Here is a 19,674-nt window from a genome sequence, read left to right on the forward strand (position 1 = left end):
TTTCCACTGTGGAGCACAAGGTGCCTGGTCAACACATAACCAACCGACAAGAGGAGCTGTACATGCAGCACCGACAAAATGGCGCAAGCCAAGAAGTAGCTGCCGCCAAGGCAGGCGTTTCTGTCCGATCTGGGCGACGCATCGAGACATCAGCACAAAAACCCTGCCTTGACACCGAGCGGCAATGGCGTACCCGAGAAGATCCACTGGAAGCGGTTTGGGAAACAGAGTTGCTCCATCTGTTAGAAAATGAGCCTAAGCTGACCGGTACAACTCTGCTTGATTATCTGCAAGAGCATTACCCTGAGCACTACGATCAGACCATTCTGCGCACCCTGCAACGCCGTGTGAAGCTCTGGCGGGCGCTACACGGGCCGGAACGCGAGGTCATTTTTCGCCAGCAGGCGGTTGTGGCGCAACAGGGGTTTTCTGATTTTACCCACCCCGACAACCCGGTTACGATTCAATCCAAGACCTTTCCACACCTGCTCTATCAATTTCGATTGGCCTACAGCGGTTGGCGCTCGGTTACCGTCGTTCAAGGTGGTGAGAGTTATGCGGCTCTGGCGGCGGGCTTGCAGCGAGCCTTACAACAGGTGGGTGGCAGTCCCATTGAGCACCGCACCGACAGCTTAAGCGCGGCACGCAATAACCGTCAAAACGTGTGGACTGAGGCTTATAGCGAGCTGTGCCAGCATTACCGCATGACACCCACTCGCAATAATCTGGGGCAGTCCCATGAAACGGGTGGTGGAGTGCGCATGGCTCGCTCAGAACGCTGCACACAGTGTATGCGCGTCACAGTGACTCGACGTGTGCGCACTATCAGCTTTATGATCGCGTGTCGACAGCTCATCAGCGCAACCGATCGCGCGCGCTTGAAGAGCAGGCGGCCTTGCAGCCTCTGCCGGAGTTTACGGCGGCCGAGTATCAGACCCTCCACCTTAAGGTGACGCGCAGCTCAACGATCGAAGTCCGGCGCGTTGTTTACACCGTGCCATCGCGGCTGATTGGAGAGTCGGTACAAATCCGGTTGCACCACGACAAGCTGGTGCTGTTCGTCGGACAGCAGCCGGCACTGACATTACCGCGCATTTACCCCAAACCTGGCGAGAATCGCGCCCGCAGCGTCAATTACCGGCACGTTATCCGCTCGCTGGCCTCGAAGCCGCAGGCCTTCCGTTACTCTCAGTTGCGTGATGACTTACTCCCGGACGACAACTACCGTCAACTCTGGCAGCTTGCGGATACGCACCTTGAAGCCCGAGAAGCCTGCAAATGGATCGTGACAACATTGCGACTGGCCTTCGAGTACGATGATGAACAGTCGCTGGGGGAGGATCTGCTGATTGAGGCCCAAGCAGGCCGGTTCGCGTCCATTACCGAGATTCAGTCACGCTACCTTCGCGGCAACCCAGACCTCAAGTGCTCTGCATCAAGCCAACACACCTTAGTGAGCTACGACGAGCTACTGTCCTCGATCAACAGTCAGGAGGCACAGATATGACAGGCTCTGTCGCTTTACTGTTAAAAGAACTCCGTCTGCCGGCCTTCCACCGTCATTACCAATCGCTCTGGGAAACCGCCATTGAGAAGAACTGGTCACACACCGATTACCTAGCGGCATTGTGTGAGTACGAGCTCTCAGACCGCTACCAGCGCCGGACCCAGAAGTGGGTACGCGAGGCAAAACTTGCCGCCAACAAGACCTTCTCAGCGCTTGATCAAAGCGCGTTCAGCCGCCCCTGCAACACCGCACTGGCAAGGCTGCAACAAGACAGTGACTGGGCACACCATGCCGACAATGTGCTGTTGATTGGCCCCAGCGGCACTGGCAAAACCCATATCGCTAATGCACTGGGTCATCAACTCACCGAACAGGGGGTACGCTGCAAACTGTTCCCTGCCATAGCGCTGGTTCAGCACTTACAACAGGCCAAGCGCGATCTCGACTTGATGACAGCCATGACACGGCTGGATAAATACAGGGTCGTCATCATCGATGACATCGGTTATGTAAAAAAGACGGATGCAGAAACCCAGGTACTGTTCGAGTTCATCGCCCATCGCTATGAGAGTGGCAGTCTAATCGTCACAGCCAACCAACCATTTAGTGAGTGGGATCAAATCTTCCCAGACAGCATGATGACTGTAGCGGCCATAGACCGGCTGATACACCACGCAACTATTATCGAATTAGAGGGGGAAAGTTACCGAAGACAGCAGCATCTCAAGCAGGCTGCAAAGAGTAAGAAGTAAGACCACCCAACCGGCCATCATAGTTGTCGCGGACCGGACAGGATAGTTGACGCCGAACATACCAGGGAGCCTTTTTGCAGAAAGGGCTCTAGCACCCATCGTGGAAGTAGCAGAATGCCCTCGCCACGCTCGGCTTTATCGCGTAACCAGTGCCCGGAATTACTGATCGCGGCGGCGGGGGCTGAAACGTCCTGCAGGCGACCATCCACTTCGCACAGCCAGGGTGTCGGCCCCTGGGGCGTTCGAAAATACAGCCCTTTATGGTTACGAAGGTCGCCCGGGTTGTGGGGATTGCCAAAACGTTTCAGGTAAGTGGGGGAGGCGACAGCGATAAAGCGGTTGTCCATCAAACGCGTAGCGATAACTCGTTCGTCGGGTGCGAAACCTCCGCGAATCGCCAGGTCCACATCATCCCGGTTGAGCACGCTGAGGGAGTCGGTCAGGGTGATGTCGAGCGTAATGTCGGGATAACGCGCGCTGAACCGATCCATCAACGGCAAAAAGATGGTCTCTCCAAAGCCGACCATGGAGCTTATGCGCAATCGGCCTATGGGGCGCGACTGGTACTGGCCGACCGCCTCATCCGTGGCTTCCAGTTGCGAAAGTATATGGCACACCTCCGCATAATAGTTCTGGCCAATTTCGGTCAGTTTTACCACGCGGGTGGAGCGCTTGAGTAGGCTGGTACCCAAGTGTGCTTCCAGGTCGGCCACCCGTCGTGACAATGACGAAGGCGGCACCCCGAAATGTTCCGACGCACGGCTAAAGCTGCCGGTTTCTGCCACTTTCACGAAATAGCGGATTGCTCTCAACTGGTCCACGTTTTCTCCTGGTGTTCCGTTTGAACGGCCTATTTTTGTCTTTATGACAATAAAGTTTCGCTTTTAGCTGTCTTAAAGTCTACTAATCAATGGCGGACAATTGGGCCATAAGTCATCATAGGAGAAGCATAGTTATGAGTACCTACAAAGCGATCAATCTGGTGAAGCGTAATGAGGGCCATATCGGCCCGGAATTGTTTGAGATGGTGGAAAAAACAGCGCCACAACCGGCCGACGGCGAATTTGTGGTCAAACAGGCTTATATGTCCCTTGACCCGGCCATGATGGGCTGGATGACCGCCGACACCGACAGTTACATTCCGCGTGTAGAGTTGGGCACAGTGATGCGTTCGTCAGGCATTGGTGAGGTGGTTGCCTCCAATCACGCTGATTTCGCCGTGGGCGACCAAGTGATGGGGATGTTTGGCTGGCAGGAAATGGCCCTCACGGACGGAACAGGCGTGAACAAGGTCGACAAGAAAATACCACCGGAAATGGCGCTGTCGGTATTTGCCCTTCCAGGGCTGACGGCCACTCAGGGTTTGTTTGGCTGCGGTCATCCGAAAGCGGGCGAAACGCTCGTGGTGTCCGGTGCGGCTGGCTCCGTTGGCTCGATTGTGGGCCAGCTGGCGAAAGCCGAAGGCTTACGGGTAATCGGCGTGGTCGGCAGCGATGAGAAAGCAGGCTGGATAATCAACGAGCTGGGCTTTGACGGCGCCGTGAACTACAAAATCGACGACCTGGGCGCGAAACTGGATGAGCTGGCACCAGAGGGTGTCGACGTTTACTTCGAGAACACCGGTGGCCCGATTCAAGACGCTGTGTTCGAGCGGATGAACGCGCACGGCCGTATTGTGGTGTGCGGCATGATTGCTGATTACACCTCTGCAAACCCGAGCCCCGGCCCCAACTGGATGCGCATCATCAAAAAACGCCTTAAGATTCAAGGTTTCACTATGCCCGATCACATGCATAAGGCGGGAGAGCTGCAGGCGAAACTTGCGCCTTATGTTCAGAGCGGGCAGGTCAAATACCGGGCACACGTTCTGGAGGGGCTGGAGTCGGCCATGGGCGGTCTGAGTCTGTTCCTGACCGGTGACAACAAAGGTAAGTTGATGGTGAGGCTTTAATTGCGAAATTACCCATTACCCCTTGAGGTGATAGGTAATTGCTTGTTCAGGCCTTTCGCCTGAACGCCCAGGGTTCAAAACGGCGGTTGGCACGGTTGTCAGAGCTTTGCTGATCAACAGTGCCAGCCGTTCTGCTGTTGTTCTCAGAATGGAACGACCGCAATTACCTGAGCATAAACGTTGGTATCGTCGTTACCCTGGTTACTGGCGCTGGAGTCCGGCGTATAGAAACCAATCAGCGGGCTAATGATCAAATGATCCATGGCGACCCACTCGGCCCACAGATCGAGCTCGGTGACTTGGGAATGTCACCTAAAGCGTTCAGCTCCATTTCTTGCGTGAGTTTAAGAAGTTTGTATCGGCGACATCGGTTGAGTACCAACAGCAAGTAAAGCAGGTAACCTACCTTCAACGCATTCGGTATTTTTGAACTAAAATGGCCCGTTTATAGGCGGTCGTGCATCAATCTAGGGCTTAATCGTCGCCGGATATTACCCATCAGTTTCTACGGTAATCACGCCATAGAATAATCAGCAACGCCACGGCTGCCATAGCGCCAACGAAGACGGAGAAGATCATACCGGTTGCCTTAAGGCTGAGCAGACTGGCCATCAAGCCGATGCCAATCACCGGTACTGAGATGGCGATGTAGGCAACAATAAAGAAGGTGGAGGTTACCGCGGCGCGTTCCGCCGGCGGACAAGCTGCGTTTATAGCGCCCAGGCCGGCGCGAAAAGCGATTCCTTGGCCCATGCCAGCGATGACTGCACCGGCCATGAATAGGGTGAGCGACTGAGAATAGATACCGAGCGCTACGGGCGTCACGCCAGCAACGAGCGTAGCGCACCCGATTGGTAAACGCCGGCGCAGCGGCAGTTTATCCTGCAGGAACTGGCCGAGCGTTGAGGCAATAAAGATACTGCCCGCGACAACGCCGACCAATAGACGGTTATCATAGCCCAGCACATTGCCCATCATCGCCGGCGCTATCGAGGTGAAGAAGCCACAAACCGCAAAACCAGCAAAGCCTGCGATGGCGGCCGGCACAAACACACCGCGTACTTCTGGGGGCACATTCAGGCGCTGAAGTGACAGCTTTGGCTGAGTTGGTTTTGTTACGGTTTCCGGGGCTCGCCAGATGCAGATGAGTGCCAGAAGGGCAAGTGCGATGTGTATCAGGTAGGTTAATTGCAGTGGAGAGGGCAGGTATTGTGAAAGTGCGCCCGCAAGCATAGGGCCAAGGCCCAAACCGCCCATATTCGCGGCGGTGGCAAAAAATGTGGCCCGCTCACGCCAGTGCGGCGGCGCCAGTTCCAGCACGGCCACGGTCGCGGTGCCGGTAAAAATACCTGCCGAGAGCCCGGACAGGACACGGCCCACAAGAATCATTGCCAGCCCGTCGGCCTGCCAGAATACCAAATCGCTGATAATCGAACACGCGATGCCGGCAAACAGCAACGGCCGGCGCCCCAACTGATCAGACCAGCGCCCGGTGATGACCAGCGCTGCAATGACACCGAAGGCGTACGCGGCAAAGATAATGGTAATCATTAACTGGGAAAACCCGAAAGCATCCTGATAGATTGGGTAAAGCGGAGTTGGCATGGTGGTACCGATCATCACCACGCTGAATGCGAAGGCGGTGCCGAGAAACACCAGGAATGCTGATAAGCTGTGAGGGTCTGTGTGCGTAGTTGATGATTGCATAATGGTCTGGTAACGGTTTCGGAAGGTTGATTCGCAACAAAGAATTAGCCGTGAAGGGCATTGTACATAGGTCGCAGAAGCCCCTCTATGAATGGAAGCCGGGTTTTAGCGTTTTTTTAACGCAACAAGCCCCGCGGGCAAAGAACCTCTTGACTACTTTTGGTCCAACCAATAAGATTCATTATAAATAGATGTTAAAGACCCAATCCAAGGTGCAATCCAATGGTTCAATCATTTAAAGACGTATTCAAAGGAAAAAAAGCTGCGGCAGTACAAGTGGATTCAGCTCAGCACTTCGACCCAAAAGCACAAAAAGAAGCCGCAGTTGACGCCGAGATGCTGCCCAAAAAGAACGGTAAACACGGCGATCCGGGCGTTTGCTGCGGTTCTTGCTCGTGAGCCGATAGCGGTATCGCTTTTCGAATGACTAAGGCTGCAAACGCGCGCGAGCTGTTTGCAGCTTCTTGATGTTAGCGCCGCCATTTTTGACACAGCGCGATTTAACGCATTCCAGTTAAGTCGGGGCTGATTTATTTCGGCCGATGCATCTGAAATTTTTGCGACGCATTTACTGCAAAGTAGTCCGCCGGTCCGCCGCCGCGAAGAATGGGTTCGCCCGCTGCCGTATCGTAAACGCCGTCCCGCAGCAGGTGTTGCGCTATGTGCACGCCCACCACCTCGCCGAACACCATCCAGGTATTGACCTTCTGACCGTCGACGCCTGCCAACTGAATAATCTGCGTGACCCGACATTCAAATGTTACCGGACTTTCCGCCACGTGCGGCACGGAGATAATCCGCGAAGGCTTCGGTGTCAGCCCTGAAAGAGCGAATTCATCAACGTCAGGCCCTACAGCGACGCAGGTTTGGTTCATGGCTTCTGCCAGAGGACGAGTCGCCAGATTCCAGCAAAACTCACCGGTTTCTTCCGCATACGCACGGAGTCTTTGTAGCCGATGCTGGAGAATCCGACGATTGGGGGAATATAGTTAAAAGCGTTGAAGAAGCTATAGGGCGCAAGATTAAGCACGCCGTCACGGCTTTTCGTCGAAATCCACCCAATCGGCCGCGGTGCCACCAGGGCATTGAATGGGTCGTGTGCAAGTCGGTGACCATTGGCGGGTTCGTAGAAGTGTATATCTTCGGGCATAACAGACTCCTGACAACAAACTCGTGCTTTACGCATGGGTGTAACCAGATCACCGTACGGAGTGGCCCGTTAAACTAGGCGTCCGTATTAGAACTCCAGGCAGATCTTCCCGAAGTGCTTACCGGATTCTTCATGGCGAAAAGCATCAGCGATTTTTTCCAGCGCAAAAGACCGGTCAAGAATCGGGTGCATGCCGTTCACTTCAATCGCGCGAATCATCTCTTGCTGATGGGTCCGGCTGCCCACAATCAAGCCTTGCAGCCGGGCCTGTTTCGCCATCAGTTTTGCGGTGGGAATATCGCCAGCCCGGCCGGTCAGTACGCCTATAAGCGCGATATGGCCACCAATGCGCACGGCGTCAATGGATTCCGGCAGAGTGCCTGGGCCGCCCACTTCGATAACGTGATCAACACCCACGCCGTTTGTTAGCTCCTGAACCTTCGCGCCCCAAGCCGATGTTGTTTTATAGTTGATGGTGTGGTCTGCACCCAATGCTGTAAGCCGTTCCAGTTTTTCGTCTGAAGACGAGGTGGAAATAACCCGTGCGCCCATCATCTTGGCGAACTGCAGTGCAAACACAGACACCCCACCGGTACCCAGCGTGAGCACGGTATCGCCTGCTTTTAAACCACCATTAACTACCAGTGCTCGCCATGCTGTTAAGCCTGCGGTGGTCAGAGTGGCCGCTTCGGCATGAGTGTAGCTCCTCGGCGCGTGGGTAAACCAGTTGGTTGAGCGAACGACCTGTTCGCGAGCGTAGCCATCCTGGCCGTCACCGGGGGTGGTTCTGAAGTTATCAATAGGGGCGGGGCCATTCAGCCACTCAGGGAAGAAGGTTGACACCACATGGTCGCCAACCTTGAATTCGCTGACACCTTCACCAATGGCCTCCACAACGCCCGCGCCATCAGCCATGGGAATGCGTTGGTCTTCGGTTGAGATGGCCCCAACAACCACCGCATAATCGTGATAGTTAAGAGAGCAGGCATGAATGCGTACCCGCATTTGGCCAGGCCCTGGCGCGCCGGGTTCCGCGCTATCGTTAAGGCTAAGGTGTTCCAGGCCGCCGGGGCTTGAAAGGGTAATGCTTTTCATATTAATGGCCTTTGATTGTTGCTACGGGTGTCGTCATTGGGCCTGAAGCTTACTGAAGTCTTTTGGCTAATGACAATGAACGACCTGTACCGCGGGAGCCAGCAAAGAGTTTTCCTGTGTACGCACCTTAAATGCGCCAAACAACATCGTATTTTCCACCATCTACTATATATCCCGCTCGATAACCGTGTTAAAACCATTTTCCCCCGACAGCAACCTGCGTTTATAGGCTCGGGCACATCGTTTTTACCCATCAGAGATAGCAGCATGTCCGACAAGTTCTTTTTTAAAGGCCGGCAGGATGCCCGTCAGCACCATACGGCGCGCGGCGGTTTTCAGACCAATGCCAGCAAAAAGCCGGGTAGTAAGAAGTTCCCGTTAACGTTGCTTGTTACCAGTGAAGCACGAAAGCAGGAAGTTGAAGCTCTGGTGGCTGAAGCAGATCTGTTCGCCAACATTACGCTAGATGAAAGCGCGGATGCGGTTGAATCCACTGCCGAGCTAACGACCATTCTGGACAAGGGCGTAACCGTAACGCAGGCTCAGGTGCCGGCCCGAAACGATCCTTGCAGTTGCGGCAGCGGTGTTAAATTCAAAAAGTGCTGCGGTTAAGCCGCGGGGATATTGTATGCGCGTTTGTGGTGTTGAATTAACCGGCAGCGATGCCGTGGTGTGTTTGCTGAACCTGGATCAGGGGCATTTCAGTCTGCCAGACAGTAAGGTTCGTAAGTTAAGCCTGAAGAAAAACCACACCCGTGCTGATCTGCAGGAGTTTCAGGTGTCGTTCATGGAGTTTCTGGCGGAGCACAGCGTTAATAAAGTGGCTATTAAAGAGCGTATGCCAAAAGGCAAGTTCGCTGGCGGTGCCATCAGCTTCAAGTTAGAGGCCGCTATTCAATTAATGACTGGTGCTGACATTGAGGTTGTTTTACTTCCGCCTGCACTGATTAAATCGACGCTCTCTTCTAACCCTTTGCCTGTTCCGTTTGCAGACACCGGTTTGAAGATTTTTCAGGAAACCGCATTTACAGCGGCTTATGTGGGGCATATGGCAAAGTAACGCCAGCAATGCTCAGGTTCACACTTTCACTTTGAGGAGTTAAAATGTTTTATGCGCCCTGTAGTGCTTCTTGATGGTGGCCTTGGCCAAGAGATTTATCGGCGTGCTGCCAACGTTAGTTCAGCGCTGTGGTCGGTTGCGGTTATGCACGAGCAGCCGGACGTGGTTACCGCGGTGCACTCCGACTTTATCCGTGCTGGCGCCAAAACGTTATCGCTCAACACTTATGCCGCTACGCCATCCCGTTTGCTGCGGCACGGCCAGTTGGAGCAGTTGGCGGCCATTCACCAAAATGCTTTTGAGTTGCTGGGGCAGGCTGTAAAAGCCACTGGCGCGTGTGTGGATATTGCAGGTTGCCTGCCGCCCCTGGCCGGAAGTTATCAGGGCCAGCCCGCGCGTTCGTTTGAGGATTTGCGGGATGAATACTCGGTGCTGGTAAAGCAGCAGGCCGTGGCTGACGTTTTGCTGATTGAAACCATGACCAATACCCTGGAAGCGTGTGCGGCCTGTGCCGCCGCGAGCGAGTTGGGCAAGCCTTATGGCGTTGCGTTTCGCCTTGAGGCAGACGGTAAACTAATGTCTGGTGAAACCCTGGCTGAGGCGGTTGCCGCCGTTTCCCCGTACTCACCTACGGCGGTAATGCTCAACTGCTGTGACCCCGAGTTGATTTCTGCTGCCATGCCCGAGTTGGTTAGGTTGCACCCATGCGTGGGCGGTTATGCCAACGCCTTTAAGTCGGTGGAGGCGCTGGCGCAGGGTGGCTCGGTGGATGCGCTGGAGGCGCGGGCGGATATTTCCCCGCAAGCCTATGTCGCCCATGTGCGCCAGTGGCTGGATGATGGGGCGACAGTTATTGGCGGCTGCTGCGAGATTACACCGGAGCATGTGCGGCACATTGTAGAAACGCTTGCGGACGACTATGAGTTTATTCGGTTCTCCCAGCGGTCTGTGCCAAACTCCTGAGCAAGAAAACTCGAGTTTAAATTTTTAAATTGATGGAATTCTTATGAGCAGTAACGAACTAACCGAAGTGCTCGAAATGAACGGCGAAGAGCGCTACGACTACTTTTTGAGCGCTGTGCTCGAAGAGCGGGATATCTGGATACTGATCAACACCGACAACCGTTTTCTGAAACTTGTTTCAGAAGAGGAGGGCGTGGCGCACGTGCCAGTGTGGCCCAGCGCCGAATTCGCCGCAGAGTATGCCAAGGGATCAGACGATCTGACCCCGAAAAGCATTTCCCTGCCAGACTTTTTCAAAAAATGGGTGCCTGGCCTGACCAAAGACAAGGTGGAAGTGGGCGTGTTCCCTGGCGCGGACGGTACTTTGTGGATAACCGAACCGGAAGAACTAAAGCGCGATCTGCAAGAAGAGATGTCGAGCTTTTAGGTAAGGTAGGGGACAGATTTAAAATCTCAAAGCTAAGGGACAGATTTCAAATCTGTCCCTTATCCTGTTTTTACTCAGCCGCAGTCACGTATTTCAAAACCTCAACCACCTGCTCAGGCGTCTGTGCCCACGCCATGGCGGCGGAGTCCACTTCTTTCAGCGGGTGGACAATGTCGTCGTTGTGCAGGGTAATGTAAGGCGTGCCCATGGCGGCGCAGAACCCGGCGTCAAAGGCGGCGTTCCACTGTTTGTACTTGTCACCGAAGCGAATCACTGCAAGGTCGCACTGCTCCAGCATCGTTTTCGTGCGAATGCCGTTCACTTTGGATGATTGGTGATCGCGCCAAAACGCCACATCCGGCTTGCCCAGCATATCGCCCGCCGCGTCGCTGGCTTCGTGGTTTGTGACCGGAGCGGTGAATTCCACGGGCAGGCCGGCCGCTTCTGCGCCCGCCTCAATTTGTTCACGCCAGTCTGTATGAATTTCGCCAGAAAGATAGACGGTCCAGATCATGGGATTCTCCTGAGGTAATAATTGAGCAGATTAACTGCTGTGCCAATAAACGAGGGCCCATCATACGTGAGCGGGCGGGGGGATTCATTTCACGCCTTTAACACCTAGGACTCACTTGCAATTTTTCAGTTTGCGCCAATGATAGATAGTAGGATAACTATCTTTGAGCCGCTGTGCGCCGATATGAGGAGAACCATGGATTTCAAAGATTATTACGCCGTGCTCGGTGTGAGCGAGTCTGCCTCTCCCGAAGACATTAAAAAGTCCTATCGCAAACTGGCGCGGAAATATCATCCGGACGTGAGCAAGGAAGACAGCGCCGATGACATGTTCAAAAATGTCGGCGAAGCCTACGAAGTTCTGAAAGACCCGGAAAAACGCACCGAATACGACCAGTTGCGCAAATACGGCGCGCAACCTGACGGTTCATTTCAGCCACCCCCTGGCTGGCAGAGTGAATCCGGTTTTGGTCGCGGTGGCTACACCGAAGCCGATGCCAGCAAGTTCAGCGATTTTTTCGAGCAGATGTTTGGCCGTGGCCAGCAACCCGGTGGCGGCGGTTTTCGTCAGAACATACGCGTGCGCGGTGAAGACATTCATGCCCGCCTGGCGCTGTTTCTGGAAGAAGCCTACAACGGTTGCGATAAACAGGTGTCGTTTGCTGTGCACGACGCAGACGCGCGTGGCCGCGTAGTGGCGCGGCAGAAAACCCTCAAGGTCAAAATTCCCGCCGGTATGCGCGAGGGCCAGCACATCCGCCTGAAAGGCCAGGGTTCGCCCGGTGTGGGTGGTGCCAGCGCCGGGGACCTGTTTATCGAAGTGGAACTGGCGCCCCATCCGCAGTTCACAGTAGAAGGCAACGATGTACTGATCACTGTGCCTATCAGCCCGTGGGAGGGCGCGTTAGGTGCCAGCATTGCTGTGCCGGTGGTCGGTGGTAAAGTGAGTGTGAAGGTACCGAAAGGTTCTTCCAGCGGTCGCAAGCTGCGCCTGAAAGGCAAAGGCTTGCCTGGCAAGCATGTGGGAGATCAGATTGTGATTTTGCAGGTGACGCTACCTGAGGCACATTCGGAACAAGCGCTGGCTATTTACCAACAGCTGGCAGACGTTGAAAAAGACTTCAATCCACGCGCCAAACTGCACGTGTAACCGGAGGTTTGGGATGAGCAGACAAGATCGCATTTTGACTGTAGAAATTACCGATGCCGACGGTGGCGTGTTTACATTGCACGAGATTTGCGAACGTGGTGAATGTCACGCAGAATTCGTGATTAAGCTGGTGAACTACGGCATTCTGTCGCCCATCGAAGAGCATCACCTTCCGCGGGACTGGCAATTCGATGTAATGGCCTTAACACGCCTGCAGCGGGCCTTAAGATTGCAGCAGGACCTGAAACTGAATTTGCCGGGTCTGGCGGTATCGCTCGATTTGCTGGATGAAATTCAGCAAATGCGTAGGGAAGTGAGCCGCCTGAACCAGCGTCTTCGGCAGTTGTCAGGGGAATAGACGACACAGGAATGTAGGGCGCGTGTTCATAACAGTGGCGCCATTCTCTCGTATTCAGGCGCTCTTTTCGAGCGCCTGGATTTCCGCATACAGCTTTTCGGCTTCCTCCATCAACGTGCTGTGGGTGCGTAAATCACCATTTCGCTGAGAGTGCAGTGCTTTCTCCAACTTGGCCTCGTAGGCTTTTTGCAGTTTCTTCTTCGGATCGCTTTTAAAGAATCCAAGCATTAATCGCTCCTTATTTAATAGAATTTTCGGTGTATACGGCAAATACATCGAATCCGATGACTAAGCCGGCACTACCGGTTATGCTCTACTGCTAAGCCTTTAATACACAACGGAGTTGGTTTTCATGGGTGAAGCAAAACGTCGCCACCACAGCGGTTCCGCTGCGGCTCGTAAACCGGCTAGCAAGCGCTCGCTGGCCTTGGGTATTATGACTTTGACTGTCGTCGCCATGTTGATTGGCCTGTTTTTTATAACGTCTGGCCCGTCGCCGGATTCCGATGAACTGCCAGTTGCAAAACAAGGTACGCCGGATTTTCCAGCCGAGTTGGACCAATTTGGTGTTTCAGTGGGTGCAGCTGATGCGCCGGTTGTGGTGCGGGAATTTGCGGATTATCAGTGTCCGGCCTGCGCCCGCTTCGCCGACGCTAGCCAACGTTTGAAAAAAGAGTACGTGGAAAGCGGTAAGGTGCGTTTTGTGTACTTTGAGCTGCCGTTATCACAGCACGCCAACGCCATGCCGGCTGCCCAGGCCGCGCGCTGCGCGGGCGACCAGAACGCCTTTTGGCCCATGCACGAGGCACTGTACAGCAATCAGTCGGCCTGGGCAGGCGTATCAGATCCGCAGGCAACGTTTACCCGCTATGCCGGCGACCTTGGCCTGAGTGAAAATCGCTTCAGCCGCTGCATGGCCACAGAACTGCACCGCGAGGCCATCGAACAAAGCGCCAAAGTGGCAACCCAGCTGCGAGTGGTCAGCACGCCCACAGTGATGGTCGATAACATCGTCCTGACCCGCCCAGGCTGGGGGCAGCTGTCGGCTGTAGTGGAACGCGAACTGGCTGTCAGCCGCTAACTTTTTTGGTGATACCTGGCCGCAGCGCGCTGCTGCGGCCACTCCTGACTTGATCCATCGCCTTAATTGACTAAAATCACCCTCTGTTTGAATACCCGACTACCCCAACCATGCTCCGGATTTACGATCCGGCCCGCAGGAGATTACTATGACTGATTCCGTTGTTGTGTGTGCGCTGTATAAATTCGCGGTTTTGAACGACTATCAGACCCTTCGCCAGCCGCTGCTGAACCTGATGCTGGCAAAAGGTGTGCATGGCACATTATTGCTGGCCAGCGAGGGCATTAATGGCACCGTAGCCGGCAGCCGCGAGGGCGTTGATGCGGTAAAGACCTGGATTAACAGCGATGGCCGTTTCGCCGGCATTGAATACAAGGAATCGTTTGTCGGCGAGCAGCCGTTCAAGCGCACCAAGGTCAAGCTGAAGAAAGAAATTGTCACCATGGGCGTTGAAGGCATTGATCCAAAGCGCATTGTGGGCACCTACCTGAACCCCGAGCAATGGAACGAATTGATTTCCGATCCCGAGGTGGTGCTGGTCGATACCCGCAACCAGTATGAAGTGGAAATTGGCACCTTCAAAAACGCCCTCAACCCCGCCACAGATTCATTTCGAGAATTTCCCGAGTACGTAAGACAGAACCTTGACCCGGTCAAACACAAGAAAGTCGCCATGTTCTGCACCGGTGGTATCCGCTGTGAAAAGTCGACGGCCTATATGAAAGAGCAGGGCTTTGACGAGGTGTATCACCTTAAAGGCGGCATATTAAAATACCTGGAAGAGATGCCGGAAGATAAAAGCTTGTGGGAAGGTGAATGTTTCGTATTTGATGATCGCGTTACAGTCAATCATCGCCTTGAGCGTGGCGAATACGACCAGTGCCACGCCTGCCGTCGCCCGATCACTGAAAATGACAAGCTGCGGCCGGAATATAACAAAGGCGTGAGCTGTCATCAGTGCGCTGGTGTATCAAGCGCGTCTCAAAAGGCACGCTTTGCCGAGCGCGAACGGCAAATGCGCCTGGCCGAGGAGCGTGGTGAAGTTCACGTAGGAGGCGATGCGGCCCGCGTTGTTGCTGAACGCAAAAAACGCAAGCAGGCCGAGCGCGCACGTCAGGCCAAACTAAGTCTGGAAGGTAAAAAAGTCCGTGCCGATTTAGGGTATAACCTTGAAAAGCCCTCGACGGATCACAACTAAACCTTATATACCTGCCATTCATCGGCTGCGTGCTTATAGGGGTTGCGCGGCTTACCAACAGGTTTTCATTATGCCAAAACACTTTGAACAGGCGCCCGGACTTCATCACGAGCCGGTGCCAGAAACCGAAGGCTTTGTATTTAACCAAACCATGTTACGAGTAAAAGATCCTCAAAAATCCCTGGATTTTTACAGTCGGGTTCTGGGTATGCGTTTGGTCCGCAAACTGGACTTTCCGGAAATGAAATTTACCCTGTATTTTCTGGGGTATCTGGATGAGCGTCAGGCCAGCACGGTACCGACCGATGATGCCCACCGCACCACTTACACCTTTGGCCGCGAAGCCATGTTGGAATTGACTCACAACTGGGGTACCGAGAACGACGACGATTTTGCCTACCACAACGGCAACGACCAGCCCCAGGGCTTTGGCCATATTGGTATCGCGGTGCCGGATGTTTACTCGGCCTGTGATCGGTTCGAGGCTTTGCACGTCGATTTTGTGAAAAAGCCGGATGACGGCAAGATGAAGGGCCTGGCGTTTATCAAAGACCCCGACGGCTACTGGATTGAAATTCTGCAGCCCGATATGCTTGAGTATCAGCGCAAAGACTGATGCGCGCGGTCAGCCTTCAACGCTCACTCGTTAGTTGGCTGGCTGTGGTGGGTTACCATAGCGTGACGCCACCACCACCGCTACGGTGAGTATAAACGCGCCCGCAAGGCCGATTGTGCCTAATTCCTCGCCTAGAATGAGCCATGCCAGTAGTGCGACAAATAAGGGTTCCAAAATAACAATGATGCTGGCCAGGGTGGCCGGCGTTGTCTGCATACCGTCAAAAAAGCACAGGTAAGCAATACAGGTTGGCACTACCCCGATGTAAATTACCATCAGCCAGTGCTGCCATTGCAAGTTTTGCACATCGGCAAAGCCACCGCTGAAATAGACCGCTGGCAGCAAGACCAACGCAGCGGTGAAGAAACACAGAAAAGCGGTAGTAAACACCGGCGTTCGCGCAGAGTTGTAACGGCTGGTCAGGTTAAACCCGGTGTAAACAGCCGCGGCCAGCAGCGACATTAGAATACCCGCCAGGCGCAATGTCCCCGCAGTTTCCATGTCGCTCAACACCAGCATAACGGTACCGGCTATGGCCACGAACAGCGCCGCCAGGGTAATCGCACCCGGTTTTTCACCCAGTATGGGGGCCGCCAGCAGGGCTACAAAAACCGGTGGCAGGCACAGTGAAATCAACGTGGCGATGCCGGCACCGGTTAAGTCTACCGCCACCAGATAGCTGCCCTGATATACAGCCTGAAAAATGCCCAGCCCGGCCAGTGGTACTAGGGCCTTTAACGGAATCTGGCGCAGACGCGTGAGCGGTGCAGGGCCGTCGGTCGGGTTTTGCCGTTGCTGGAGGGCCAACCGGTGCTGCTCGCGGCGCATTAGCAGCCAGAAAAACGGCAGGGCTACCATTAATCTGAGTAAGCCCAGGGTAAGGCCTCCCAGGTCAGAACTGGCAAACAGAAATTTAGCGACGATGCTGGTGGTAGACCAGAGCACAGCCGCAAATGCGATTAATAATACGCCCCTGAGCATAAGAACATCCGGCAAAAAGAAAGGAAGCTATGATAGGCGTTGGGGCGTGGCGCGACCAGCCCGATTATGTTTGCCCAAAATAAAACACAGGCCGCGCAGTTTAGTTTGCCGTCGCTGCGAGGCTGAAAACATCTTTACGCAGCGCTGCGACCGCTAAACTGCGCTAGCAGGCGCCCGGTGCTCCAAAGTACAGCTTGCAACAGAGGCGTTATCAGCCAAAGAAGGCCGCGTAAAAGATATAGAGCCGGCATTAGCAGCAATAACCAACCAACCCATTGAATCAGTAAGGCCGGTGCGCCAATCACGTCAGCCAGCTCGACCAGAAGGTCGTTAATCAGGCTGGGGTGGGTGATAACCAGATAGCCTGCGCCTACAATCAGCGGCCATTTGGCATAGCGGGCACTGCTGAGCACTAAGCGGCCACCGCGACTGAAACGTACGGCCAGGGCCGCAGAGCGCGTGCCGCGGCTGGCATTCTGGGTGGTTGCGGCAGCGAATCGACCAATACGCAGAACTTTCACCGCGCTGGCGAACACCATCGCATCCAACGCTGCCCAGCCAATATCACCGGCGCCAATGGGTTCATTCATACGATGGCGTTTTTCCAGTTGGCGCAGGCCACCGGCGAAAAACTGGTTCAGGCCTTCCAGAACACGCTCGCTAGCAAGCCACTCAACCTTGCCCTCAGGATTAACCAGAAACTGGCCTAGAAAATCATGACCTTCAGTATGAATGTACTGAACCGCGTACCAGCCGCGCTCGGTGGGTGTGAGTGGCTGTGCAGAATCAACGATCGTCGAGCTGTTTTCGTGATCAGTAAACCATTTTTTAAAGAGCTGATATTGCGTGCCAGCCATGTTCATCCATTCAATGGATCCAACAGGATTGGACACAAAATAGTGGATGGGTGGCAACACCGAGTCGCCATGTTGCCGCAGAATTTCCTGAAACTCCGGCTCGCCGCCGTAAATTTGTAGCATCTGGCGGGCCATAACCGGGTATTTCAACAGAGCGGCTCTTGCCTTTAGCACCAGCAGCGGATCCTGGGCCATATCCGCTAGAACAGCCTGCAAATCAACGGATTCATGCTCAATGCCGGGAAACTCGCCCAGCACATCGTTGGCGTGAATGCGGATGAGTTTTTGCTCAACCGGAACGGGTGCGGCAGCAAAGCTGAAAAAAGTGGCCAGTAAGGCGGCCAATACAAAAATAGCAAAGAGTCTTTTCATCCTTGGTTCCTCCCTAGTTCCCACTTAGTTACGACGTAGCTCCGTCAGGCCTTGAAAGAGCGCGTTGGCGCACAGAGATCATTAGGTTCACTATTAGGTCATTGCAACAGGAGATCACATCATGCGGGTATTAATTGCTGGAGCCAATGGCCAGATAGGTCGTCATTTATTGGAAAAGATGGCAGACACCGAGCACGAGGCACGGGCCTTGATTCGTGACCCGGAGCAGGGGCCTGATCTGCAAAAACTGGGCGCTACCGAAACCGTGGTGGGGAACCTGGAAGGTGATTGCCGCGAAGCGCTACGCAGTTGTGATGCGGTTATTTTCACCGCAGGTTCAGGCCCCAAAACCGGCCCTGAAAAAACCGTCGACGTAGACCAGAACGGCGCCATCAACCTGATGGACACCGCAAAAAAAATGGGTATCAAGCGCTTTATAATTGTTAGCAGTATGCGCGCAGACAAGCCTGGCGACGCCCCTGAAAAAATTCGCCATTATCTTGAAGCAAAACACAAAGCGGACGAGCATCTGATAGCCAGCGGCCTGACCTACACGATTGTACGCCCCGGCCCACTTACTGAAGATTCGGGCAGCGGTAAGGTCGATATTCGTGAAAACCTGGACCGCCCAGGCGACATTCCCAGGGAAGACGTAGCCAATGTACTGCTGGCGGTTTTGAATTCAGACAACTGCGATAACCGCACATTCGAAGTGCTCTCTGGCACTACCCAGGTGGATGAGGCGTTGGCGGCGCTGTGATGTCATCGGTTCTGTTCCTGAATTCAAGTTTTAAGTCCCGTAGGTTGAATGACAATTTAATCGACGGCGGACAGTGATGGCGAACATTAATGGAGAACAACAGTGCCTGAAGGGCCCGAGATACGTCGCATGGTCGATGATATTCAAAACGCCGTTGGCCAATGCAAGGCGGACAAGGTGTTTTTCGCCTTCGACCGTTTCAAGAGCTTTGAACCAACATTGGCCGGCCGCCTGGTAACGGCGGTAGAGGCCCGCGGTAAAGCCGTACTGGTGTTTTTTTCGGCCCTCGCCGATGACGGACCTTGGTGCGTGTACAGCCACAACCAGCTTTACGGCCAGTGGCGAATTAGCAAGGCGGATGCCCAACCAAAAACCGGGCGCCAACTGCGCTTTGCGGTTATCGGGTCAAACAAAGCCGCTTGGCTTTATAGCGCATCTGACATTCGACTGGTGCGGCCTGACGATTTGGAGCAGGTGGTGTATCTGGCGCGGTTGGGGCCTGATCCGGTCAACCAGACTATTTCAGTCGAAAACGTGCTCGCGCAATTTGATGATAAGCGCTTTCGCGGCCGCGGCCTGGGCGGTTTGCTTTTGGACCAGGGGTTTGTCGCCGGCGTGGGCAATTATCTGCGTTCGGAAATTCTGTTTGAAGCGGGCTTGATGCCGTCCGTAAAGCCAAAGGACATGTCATCAGAAGCCCGCGAGCGGCTGGCCAAGGCCATTCTGGTTTTGATCGAACGAACTTACCGCCTGAAAGGTATTACCAACGATCCTGAACGAGTGAAAAGATTAAAGCGGGAAGGGCGTACCTTTTCTCAGCGCCGATTTATGGTGTTCAATCGCGACTCCGAGCCTTGCTACGAATGCGAGACGCCCATCGTAAAAATCAGCGTTGCCAGCCGGCGGTTGTATTATTGCCCCCTGTGTCAAGCAGATTGAAACTTTAGGGCGCTTGGTCTTGCTCGCTTAATGCCGCAGGCTGAGCATAAAGTAATCAGCTTGCTCGAGCTGATCATTTTCACACCACATCTCCACAATCCCTGTGTTTTAGGGGTTCATTGGACCTATCCTTGCCCTGCTCACAATGTTATCCACAGCTTCTGTGGGTAACTGTTAGTGGATAAGTTGTATAAATTGTATAAATAATGAAGCGTTGTCGCTTTGGCGCTGCGTTTT

The 19,674-nt window shown here is 54.2% G+C and carries 23 protein-coding genes and 1 pseudogene; 16 read left to right on the top strand and 8 right to left on the bottom strand.

Going from position 1 to position 19,674, the window contains the following annotated elements; all coding sequences use genetic code 11:
* Window positions 1-62: 62 nt before the first annotated feature.
* Genes MELB17_RS25670 through istB form a run of 3 tightly spaced genes read left to right on the top strand, consistent with a single transcriptional unit; the run spans window position 63 to window position 2,259 of the window.
* Window positions 63-953: a DDE-type integrase/transposase/recombinase gene (locus MELB17_RS25670; RefSeq protein ID WP_007350786.1), complete on the top strand. Its 891-nt coding sequence runs from the start codon at window positions 63-65 to the stop codon at window positions 951-953.
* On the top strand, window positions 896-1,507 hold the full coding sequence (locus MELB17_RS25675) for a Mu transposase domain-containing protein (RefSeq protein ID WP_227498901.1): 612 nt from the start codon (window positions 896-898) through the stop codon (window positions 1,505-1,507). Before MELB17_RS25670 ends, MELB17_RS25675 begins: the two co-directional genes overlap by 58 nt.
* Window positions 1,504-2,259: an IS21-like element helper ATPase IstB gene (gene istB / locus MELB17_RS13330; RefSeq protein WP_007348516.1), complete on the top strand. Its 756-nt coding sequence runs from the start codon at window positions 1,504-1,506 to the stop codon at window positions 2,257-2,259. The genes MELB17_RS25675 and istB overlap by 4 nt, the downstream gene beginning before the upstream one ends.
* Before the next feature lie 17 nt (window positions 2,260-2,276).
* Here istB and MELB17_RS13335 read toward each other — a convergent pair whose 3' ends face one another.
* The gene (locus MELB17_RS13335) at window positions 2,277-3,080 is read right to left on the bottom strand and encodes a LysR family transcriptional regulator (RefSeq protein ID WP_007350788.1); all 804 of its coding nucleotides are present in this window, start codon (window positions 3,078-3,080) and stop codon (window positions 2,277-2,279) included.
* A gap of 134 nt (window positions 3,081-3,214) precedes the next feature.
* Here MELB17_RS13335 and MELB17_RS13340 point away from each other — a divergent pair, with 134 nt between their 5' ends.
* Window positions 3,215-4,210, top strand: a complete 996-nt coding sequence (locus MELB17_RS13340; protein WP_007350789.1) for an NADP-dependent oxidoreductase — start codon at window positions 3,215-3,217, stop codon at window positions 4,208-4,210.
* Window positions 4,211-4,708: 498 nt separating this feature from the next.
* On the opposite strand, the gene MELB17_RS13345 is transcribed toward MELB17_RS13340, so the two are convergent.
* Window positions 4,709-5,917, bottom strand: coding sequence for an MFS transporter (locus tag MELB17_RS13345; protein WP_050774931.1), 1,209 nt, complete (start codon window positions 5,915-5,917; stop codon window positions 4,709-4,711).
* A gap of 222 nt (window positions 5,918-6,139) precedes the next feature.
* Here MELB17_RS13345 and MELB17_RS23885 point away from each other — a divergent pair, with 222 nt between their 5' ends.
* On the top strand, window positions 6,140-6,316 hold the full coding sequence (locus tag MELB17_RS23885; RefSeq protein ID WP_007350792.1) for a CCGSCS motif protein: 177 nt from the start codon (window positions 6,140-6,142) through the stop codon (window positions 6,314-6,316).
* Window positions 6,317-6,447: 131 nt separating this feature from the next.
* Here the strand turns inward: MELB17_RS23885 and MELB17_RS13350 are convergent.
* Window positions 6,448-7,067 (bottom strand): annotated as a pseudogene (locus MELB17_RS13350) (flavin reductase family protein).
* An 87-nt stretch (window positions 7,068-7,154) separates the two neighbouring features.
* Entirely contained in the window at window positions 7,155-8,162 is a 1,008-nt protein-coding gene (locus tag MELB17_RS13355; RefSeq protein ID WP_007350795.1) for a zinc-dependent alcohol dehydrogenase family protein, read from the bottom strand.
* Window positions 8,163-8,429: 267 nt separating this feature from the next.
* Between MELB17_RS13355 and MELB17_RS13360 the strand changes: the two genes are divergently transcribed.
* The 4 genes from MELB17_RS13360 to MELB17_RS13375 are packed head-to-tail and all read left to right on the top strand — an operon-like array spanning window position 8,430 to window position 10,612.
* Complete coding sequence (locus tag MELB17_RS13360; RefSeq protein WP_007350796.1) at window positions 8,430-8,774, top strand: PBPRA1643 family SWIM/SEC-C metal-binding motif protein; 345 nt, start codon at window positions 8,430-8,432, stop codon at window positions 8,772-8,774.
* 16 nt (window positions 8,775-8,790) lie between these two features.
* Entirely contained in the window at window positions 8,791-9,222 is a 432-nt protein-coding gene (locus MELB17_RS13365) for a DUF3010 family protein (RefSeq protein WP_007350797.1), read from the top strand.
* 51 nt (window positions 9,223-9,273) lie between these two features.
* A complete protein-coding gene (locus MELB17_RS13370) occupies window positions 9,274-10,185 on the top strand; it encodes a homocysteine S-methyltransferase family protein (protein ID WP_007350798.1) in 912 nt (303 codons plus the stop codon).
* A gap of 43 nt (window positions 10,186-10,228) precedes the next feature.
* The gene (locus MELB17_RS13375) at window positions 10,229-10,612 is read left to right on the top strand and encodes a DUF2750 domain-containing protein (protein ID WP_007350799.1); all 384 of its coding nucleotides are present in this window, start codon (window positions 10,229-10,231) and stop codon (window positions 10,610-10,612) included.
* A 70-nt stretch (window positions 10,613-10,682) separates the two neighbouring features.
* Here MELB17_RS13375 and MELB17_RS13380 read toward each other — a convergent pair whose 3' ends face one another.
* A complete protein-coding gene (locus tag MELB17_RS13380; protein WP_007350800.1) occupies window positions 10,683-11,126 on the bottom strand; it encodes a YtoQ family protein in 444 nt (147 codons plus the stop codon).
* 195 nt (window positions 11,127-11,321) lie between these two features.
* Between MELB17_RS13380 and MELB17_RS13385 the strand changes: the two genes are divergently transcribed.
* Together MELB17_RS13385 and MELB17_RS13390 are read left to right on the top strand one after the other, a co-directional pair.
* Window positions 11,322-12,275, top strand: coding sequence for a DnaJ C-terminal domain-containing protein (locus MELB17_RS13385; protein WP_007350801.1), 954 nt, complete (start codon window positions 11,322-11,324; stop codon window positions 12,273-12,275).
* A 13-nt stretch (window positions 12,276-12,288) separates the two neighbouring features.
* Window positions 12,289-12,633 carry a chaperone modulator CbpM gene (locus tag MELB17_RS13390; RefSeq protein WP_007350802.1) on the top strand — a complete coding sequence of 115 codons (345 nt, stop codon included), beginning with the start codon at window positions 12,289-12,291 and terminating at the stop codon, window positions 12,631-12,633.
* A 54-nt stretch (window positions 12,634-12,687) separates the two neighbouring features.
* On the opposite strand, the gene MELB17_RS24615 is transcribed toward MELB17_RS13390, so the two are convergent.
* Window positions 12,688-12,861, bottom strand: a complete 174-nt coding sequence (locus MELB17_RS24615; protein WP_007350803.1) for a DUF6435 family protein — start codon at window positions 12,859-12,861, stop codon at window positions 12,688-12,690.
* A gap of 124 nt (window positions 12,862-12,985) precedes the next feature.
* Between MELB17_RS24615 and MELB17_RS13395 the strand changes: the two genes are divergently transcribed.
* The 3 genes from MELB17_RS13395 (at window position 12,986) to gloA (ending at window position 15,528) form a co-directional block, all read left to right on the top strand.
* Window positions 12,986-13,714 carry a DsbA family protein gene (locus tag MELB17_RS13395; RefSeq protein WP_007350804.1) on the top strand — a complete coding sequence of 243 codons (729 nt, stop codon included), beginning with the start codon at window positions 12,986-12,988 and terminating at the stop codon, window positions 13,712-13,714.
* Between the two features lie 148 nt (window positions 13,715-13,862).
* A complete protein-coding gene (locus tag MELB17_RS13400; protein ID WP_007350805.1) occupies window positions 13,863-14,912 on the top strand; it encodes a rhodanese-related sulfurtransferase in 1,050 nt (349 codons plus the stop codon).
* 70 nt (window positions 14,913-14,982) lie between these two features.
* On the top strand, window positions 14,983-15,528 hold the full coding sequence (gene gloA, locus MELB17_RS13405; protein ID WP_007350806.1) for a lactoylglutathione lyase: 546 nt from the start codon (window positions 14,983-14,985) through the stop codon (window positions 15,526-15,528).
* Window positions 15,529-15,558: 30 nt separating this feature from the next.
* Here gloA and MELB17_RS13410 read toward each other — a convergent pair whose 3' ends face one another.
* Together MELB17_RS13410 and MELB17_RS13415 are read right to left on the bottom strand one after the other, a co-directional pair.
* Window positions 15,559-16,509: a DMT family transporter gene (locus MELB17_RS13410; RefSeq protein ID WP_007350807.1), complete on the bottom strand. Its 951-nt coding sequence runs from the start codon at window positions 16,507-16,509 to the stop codon at window positions 15,559-15,561.
* Between the two features lie 134 nt (window positions 16,510-16,643).
* On the bottom strand, window positions 16,644-17,738 hold the full coding sequence (locus MELB17_RS13415; protein ID WP_007350808.1) for a hypothetical protein: 1,095 nt from the start codon (window positions 17,736-17,738) through the stop codon (window positions 16,644-16,646).
* 121 nt (window positions 17,739-17,859) lie between these two features.
* On the opposite strand from MELB17_RS13415, the gene MELB17_RS13420 reads away from it, so the two are divergent.
* Both MELB17_RS13420 and nei read left to right on the top strand, forming a co-directional pair.
* Window positions 17,860-18,498 carry an SDR family oxidoreductase gene (locus MELB17_RS13420; RefSeq protein WP_007350809.1) on the top strand — a complete coding sequence of 213 codons (639 nt, stop codon included), beginning with the start codon at window positions 17,860-17,862 and terminating at the stop codon, window positions 18,496-18,498.
* A gap of 102 nt (window positions 18,499-18,600) precedes the next feature.
* Complete coding sequence (nei, locus tag MELB17_RS13425; RefSeq protein ID WP_036184741.1) at window positions 18,601-19,437, top strand: endonuclease VIII; 837 nt, start codon at window positions 18,601-18,603, stop codon at window positions 19,435-19,437.
* Window positions 19,438-19,674 lie beyond the last annotated feature (237 nt).

Source organism: Marinobacter sp. ELB17 (assembly GCF_000169375.1).
GTDB lineage: Bacteria > Pseudomonadota > Gammaproteobacteria > Pseudomonadales > Oleiphilaceae > Marinobacter.

Excerpts from the sequence above, each read along its gene's own strand:
- istB (WP_007348516.1), top strand. The coding sequence starts at position 1,504 with ATGACAGGCTCTGTCGCTTTACTGTTAAAAGAACTCCGTCTGCCGGCC.
- MELB17_RS13370 (WP_007350798.1), top strand. The coding sequence starts at position 9,274 with ATGCGCCCTGTAGTGCTTCTTGATGGTGGCCTTGGCCAAGAGATTTAT.
- MELB17_RS13355 (WP_007350795.1), bottom strand. The coding sequence starts at position 8,162 with ATGAAAAGCATTACCCTTTCAAGCCCCGGCGGCCTGGAACACCTTAGC.
- MELB17_RS25670 (WP_007350786.1), top strand. The coding sequence starts at position 63 with ATGCAGCACCGACAAAATGGCGCAAGCCAAGAAGTAGCTGCCGCCAAG.
- MELB17_RS13360 (WP_007350796.1), top strand. The coding sequence starts at position 8,430 with ATGTCCGACAAGTTCTTTTTTAAAGGCCGGCAGGATGCCCGTCAGCAC.
- MELB17_RS13380 (WP_007350800.1), bottom strand. The coding sequence starts at position 11,126 with ATGATCTGGACCGTCTATCTTTCTGGCGAAATTCATACAGACTGGCGT.
- MELB17_RS13385 (WP_007350801.1), top strand. The coding sequence starts at position 11,322 with ATGGATTTCAAAGATTATTACGCCGTGCTCGGTGTGAGCGAGTCTGCC.
- MELB17_RS13395 (WP_007350804.1), top strand. The coding sequence starts at position 12,986 with ATGGGTGAAGCAAAACGTCGCCACCACAGCGGTTCCGCTGCGGCTCGT.
- MELB17_RS13365 (WP_007350797.1), top strand. The coding sequence starts at position 8,791 with ATGCGCGTTTGTGGTGTTGAATTAACCGGCAGCGATGCCGTGGTGTGT.
- MELB17_RS24615 (WP_007350803.1), bottom strand. The coding sequence starts at position 12,861 with ATGCTTGGATTCTTTAAAAGCGATCCGAAGAAGAAACTGCAAAAAGCC.
- MELB17_RS23885 (WP_007350792.1), top strand. The coding sequence starts at position 6,140 with ATGGTTCAATCATTTAAAGACGTATTCAAAGGAAAAAAAGCTGCGGCA.
- MELB17_RS13410 (WP_007350807.1), bottom strand. The coding sequence starts at position 16,509 with ATGCTCAGGGGCGTATTATTAATCGCATTTGCGGCTGTGCTCTGGTCT.
- MELB17_RS13375 (WP_007350799.1), top strand. The coding sequence starts at position 10,229 with ATGAGCAGTAACGAACTAACCGAAGTGCTCGAAATGAACGGCGAAGAG.
- MELB17_RS13415 (WP_007350808.1), bottom strand. The coding sequence starts at position 17,738 with ATGAAAAGACTCTTTGCTATTTTTGTATTGGCCGCCTTACTGGCCACT.
- MELB17_RS13400 (WP_007350805.1), top strand. The coding sequence starts at position 13,863 with ATGACTGATTCCGTTGTTGTGTGTGCGCTGTATAAATTCGCGGTTTTG.
- gloA (WP_007350806.1), top strand. The coding sequence starts at position 14,983 with ATGCCAAAACACTTTGAACAGGCGCCCGGACTTCATCACGAGCCGGTG.
- MELB17_RS13390 (WP_007350802.1), top strand. The coding sequence starts at position 12,289 with ATGAGCAGACAAGATCGCATTTTGACTGTAGAAATTACCGATGCCGAC.
- MELB17_RS13340 (WP_007350789.1), top strand. The coding sequence starts at position 3,215 with ATGAGTACCTACAAAGCGATCAATCTGGTGAAGCGTAATGAGGGCCAT.
- MELB17_RS13345 (WP_050774931.1), bottom strand. The coding sequence starts at position 5,917 with ATGCAATCATCAACTACGCACACAGACCCTCACAGCTTATCAGCATTC.
- MELB17_RS13420 (WP_007350809.1), top strand. The coding sequence starts at position 17,860 with ATGCGGGTATTAATTGCTGGAGCCAATGGCCAGATAGGTCGTCATTTA.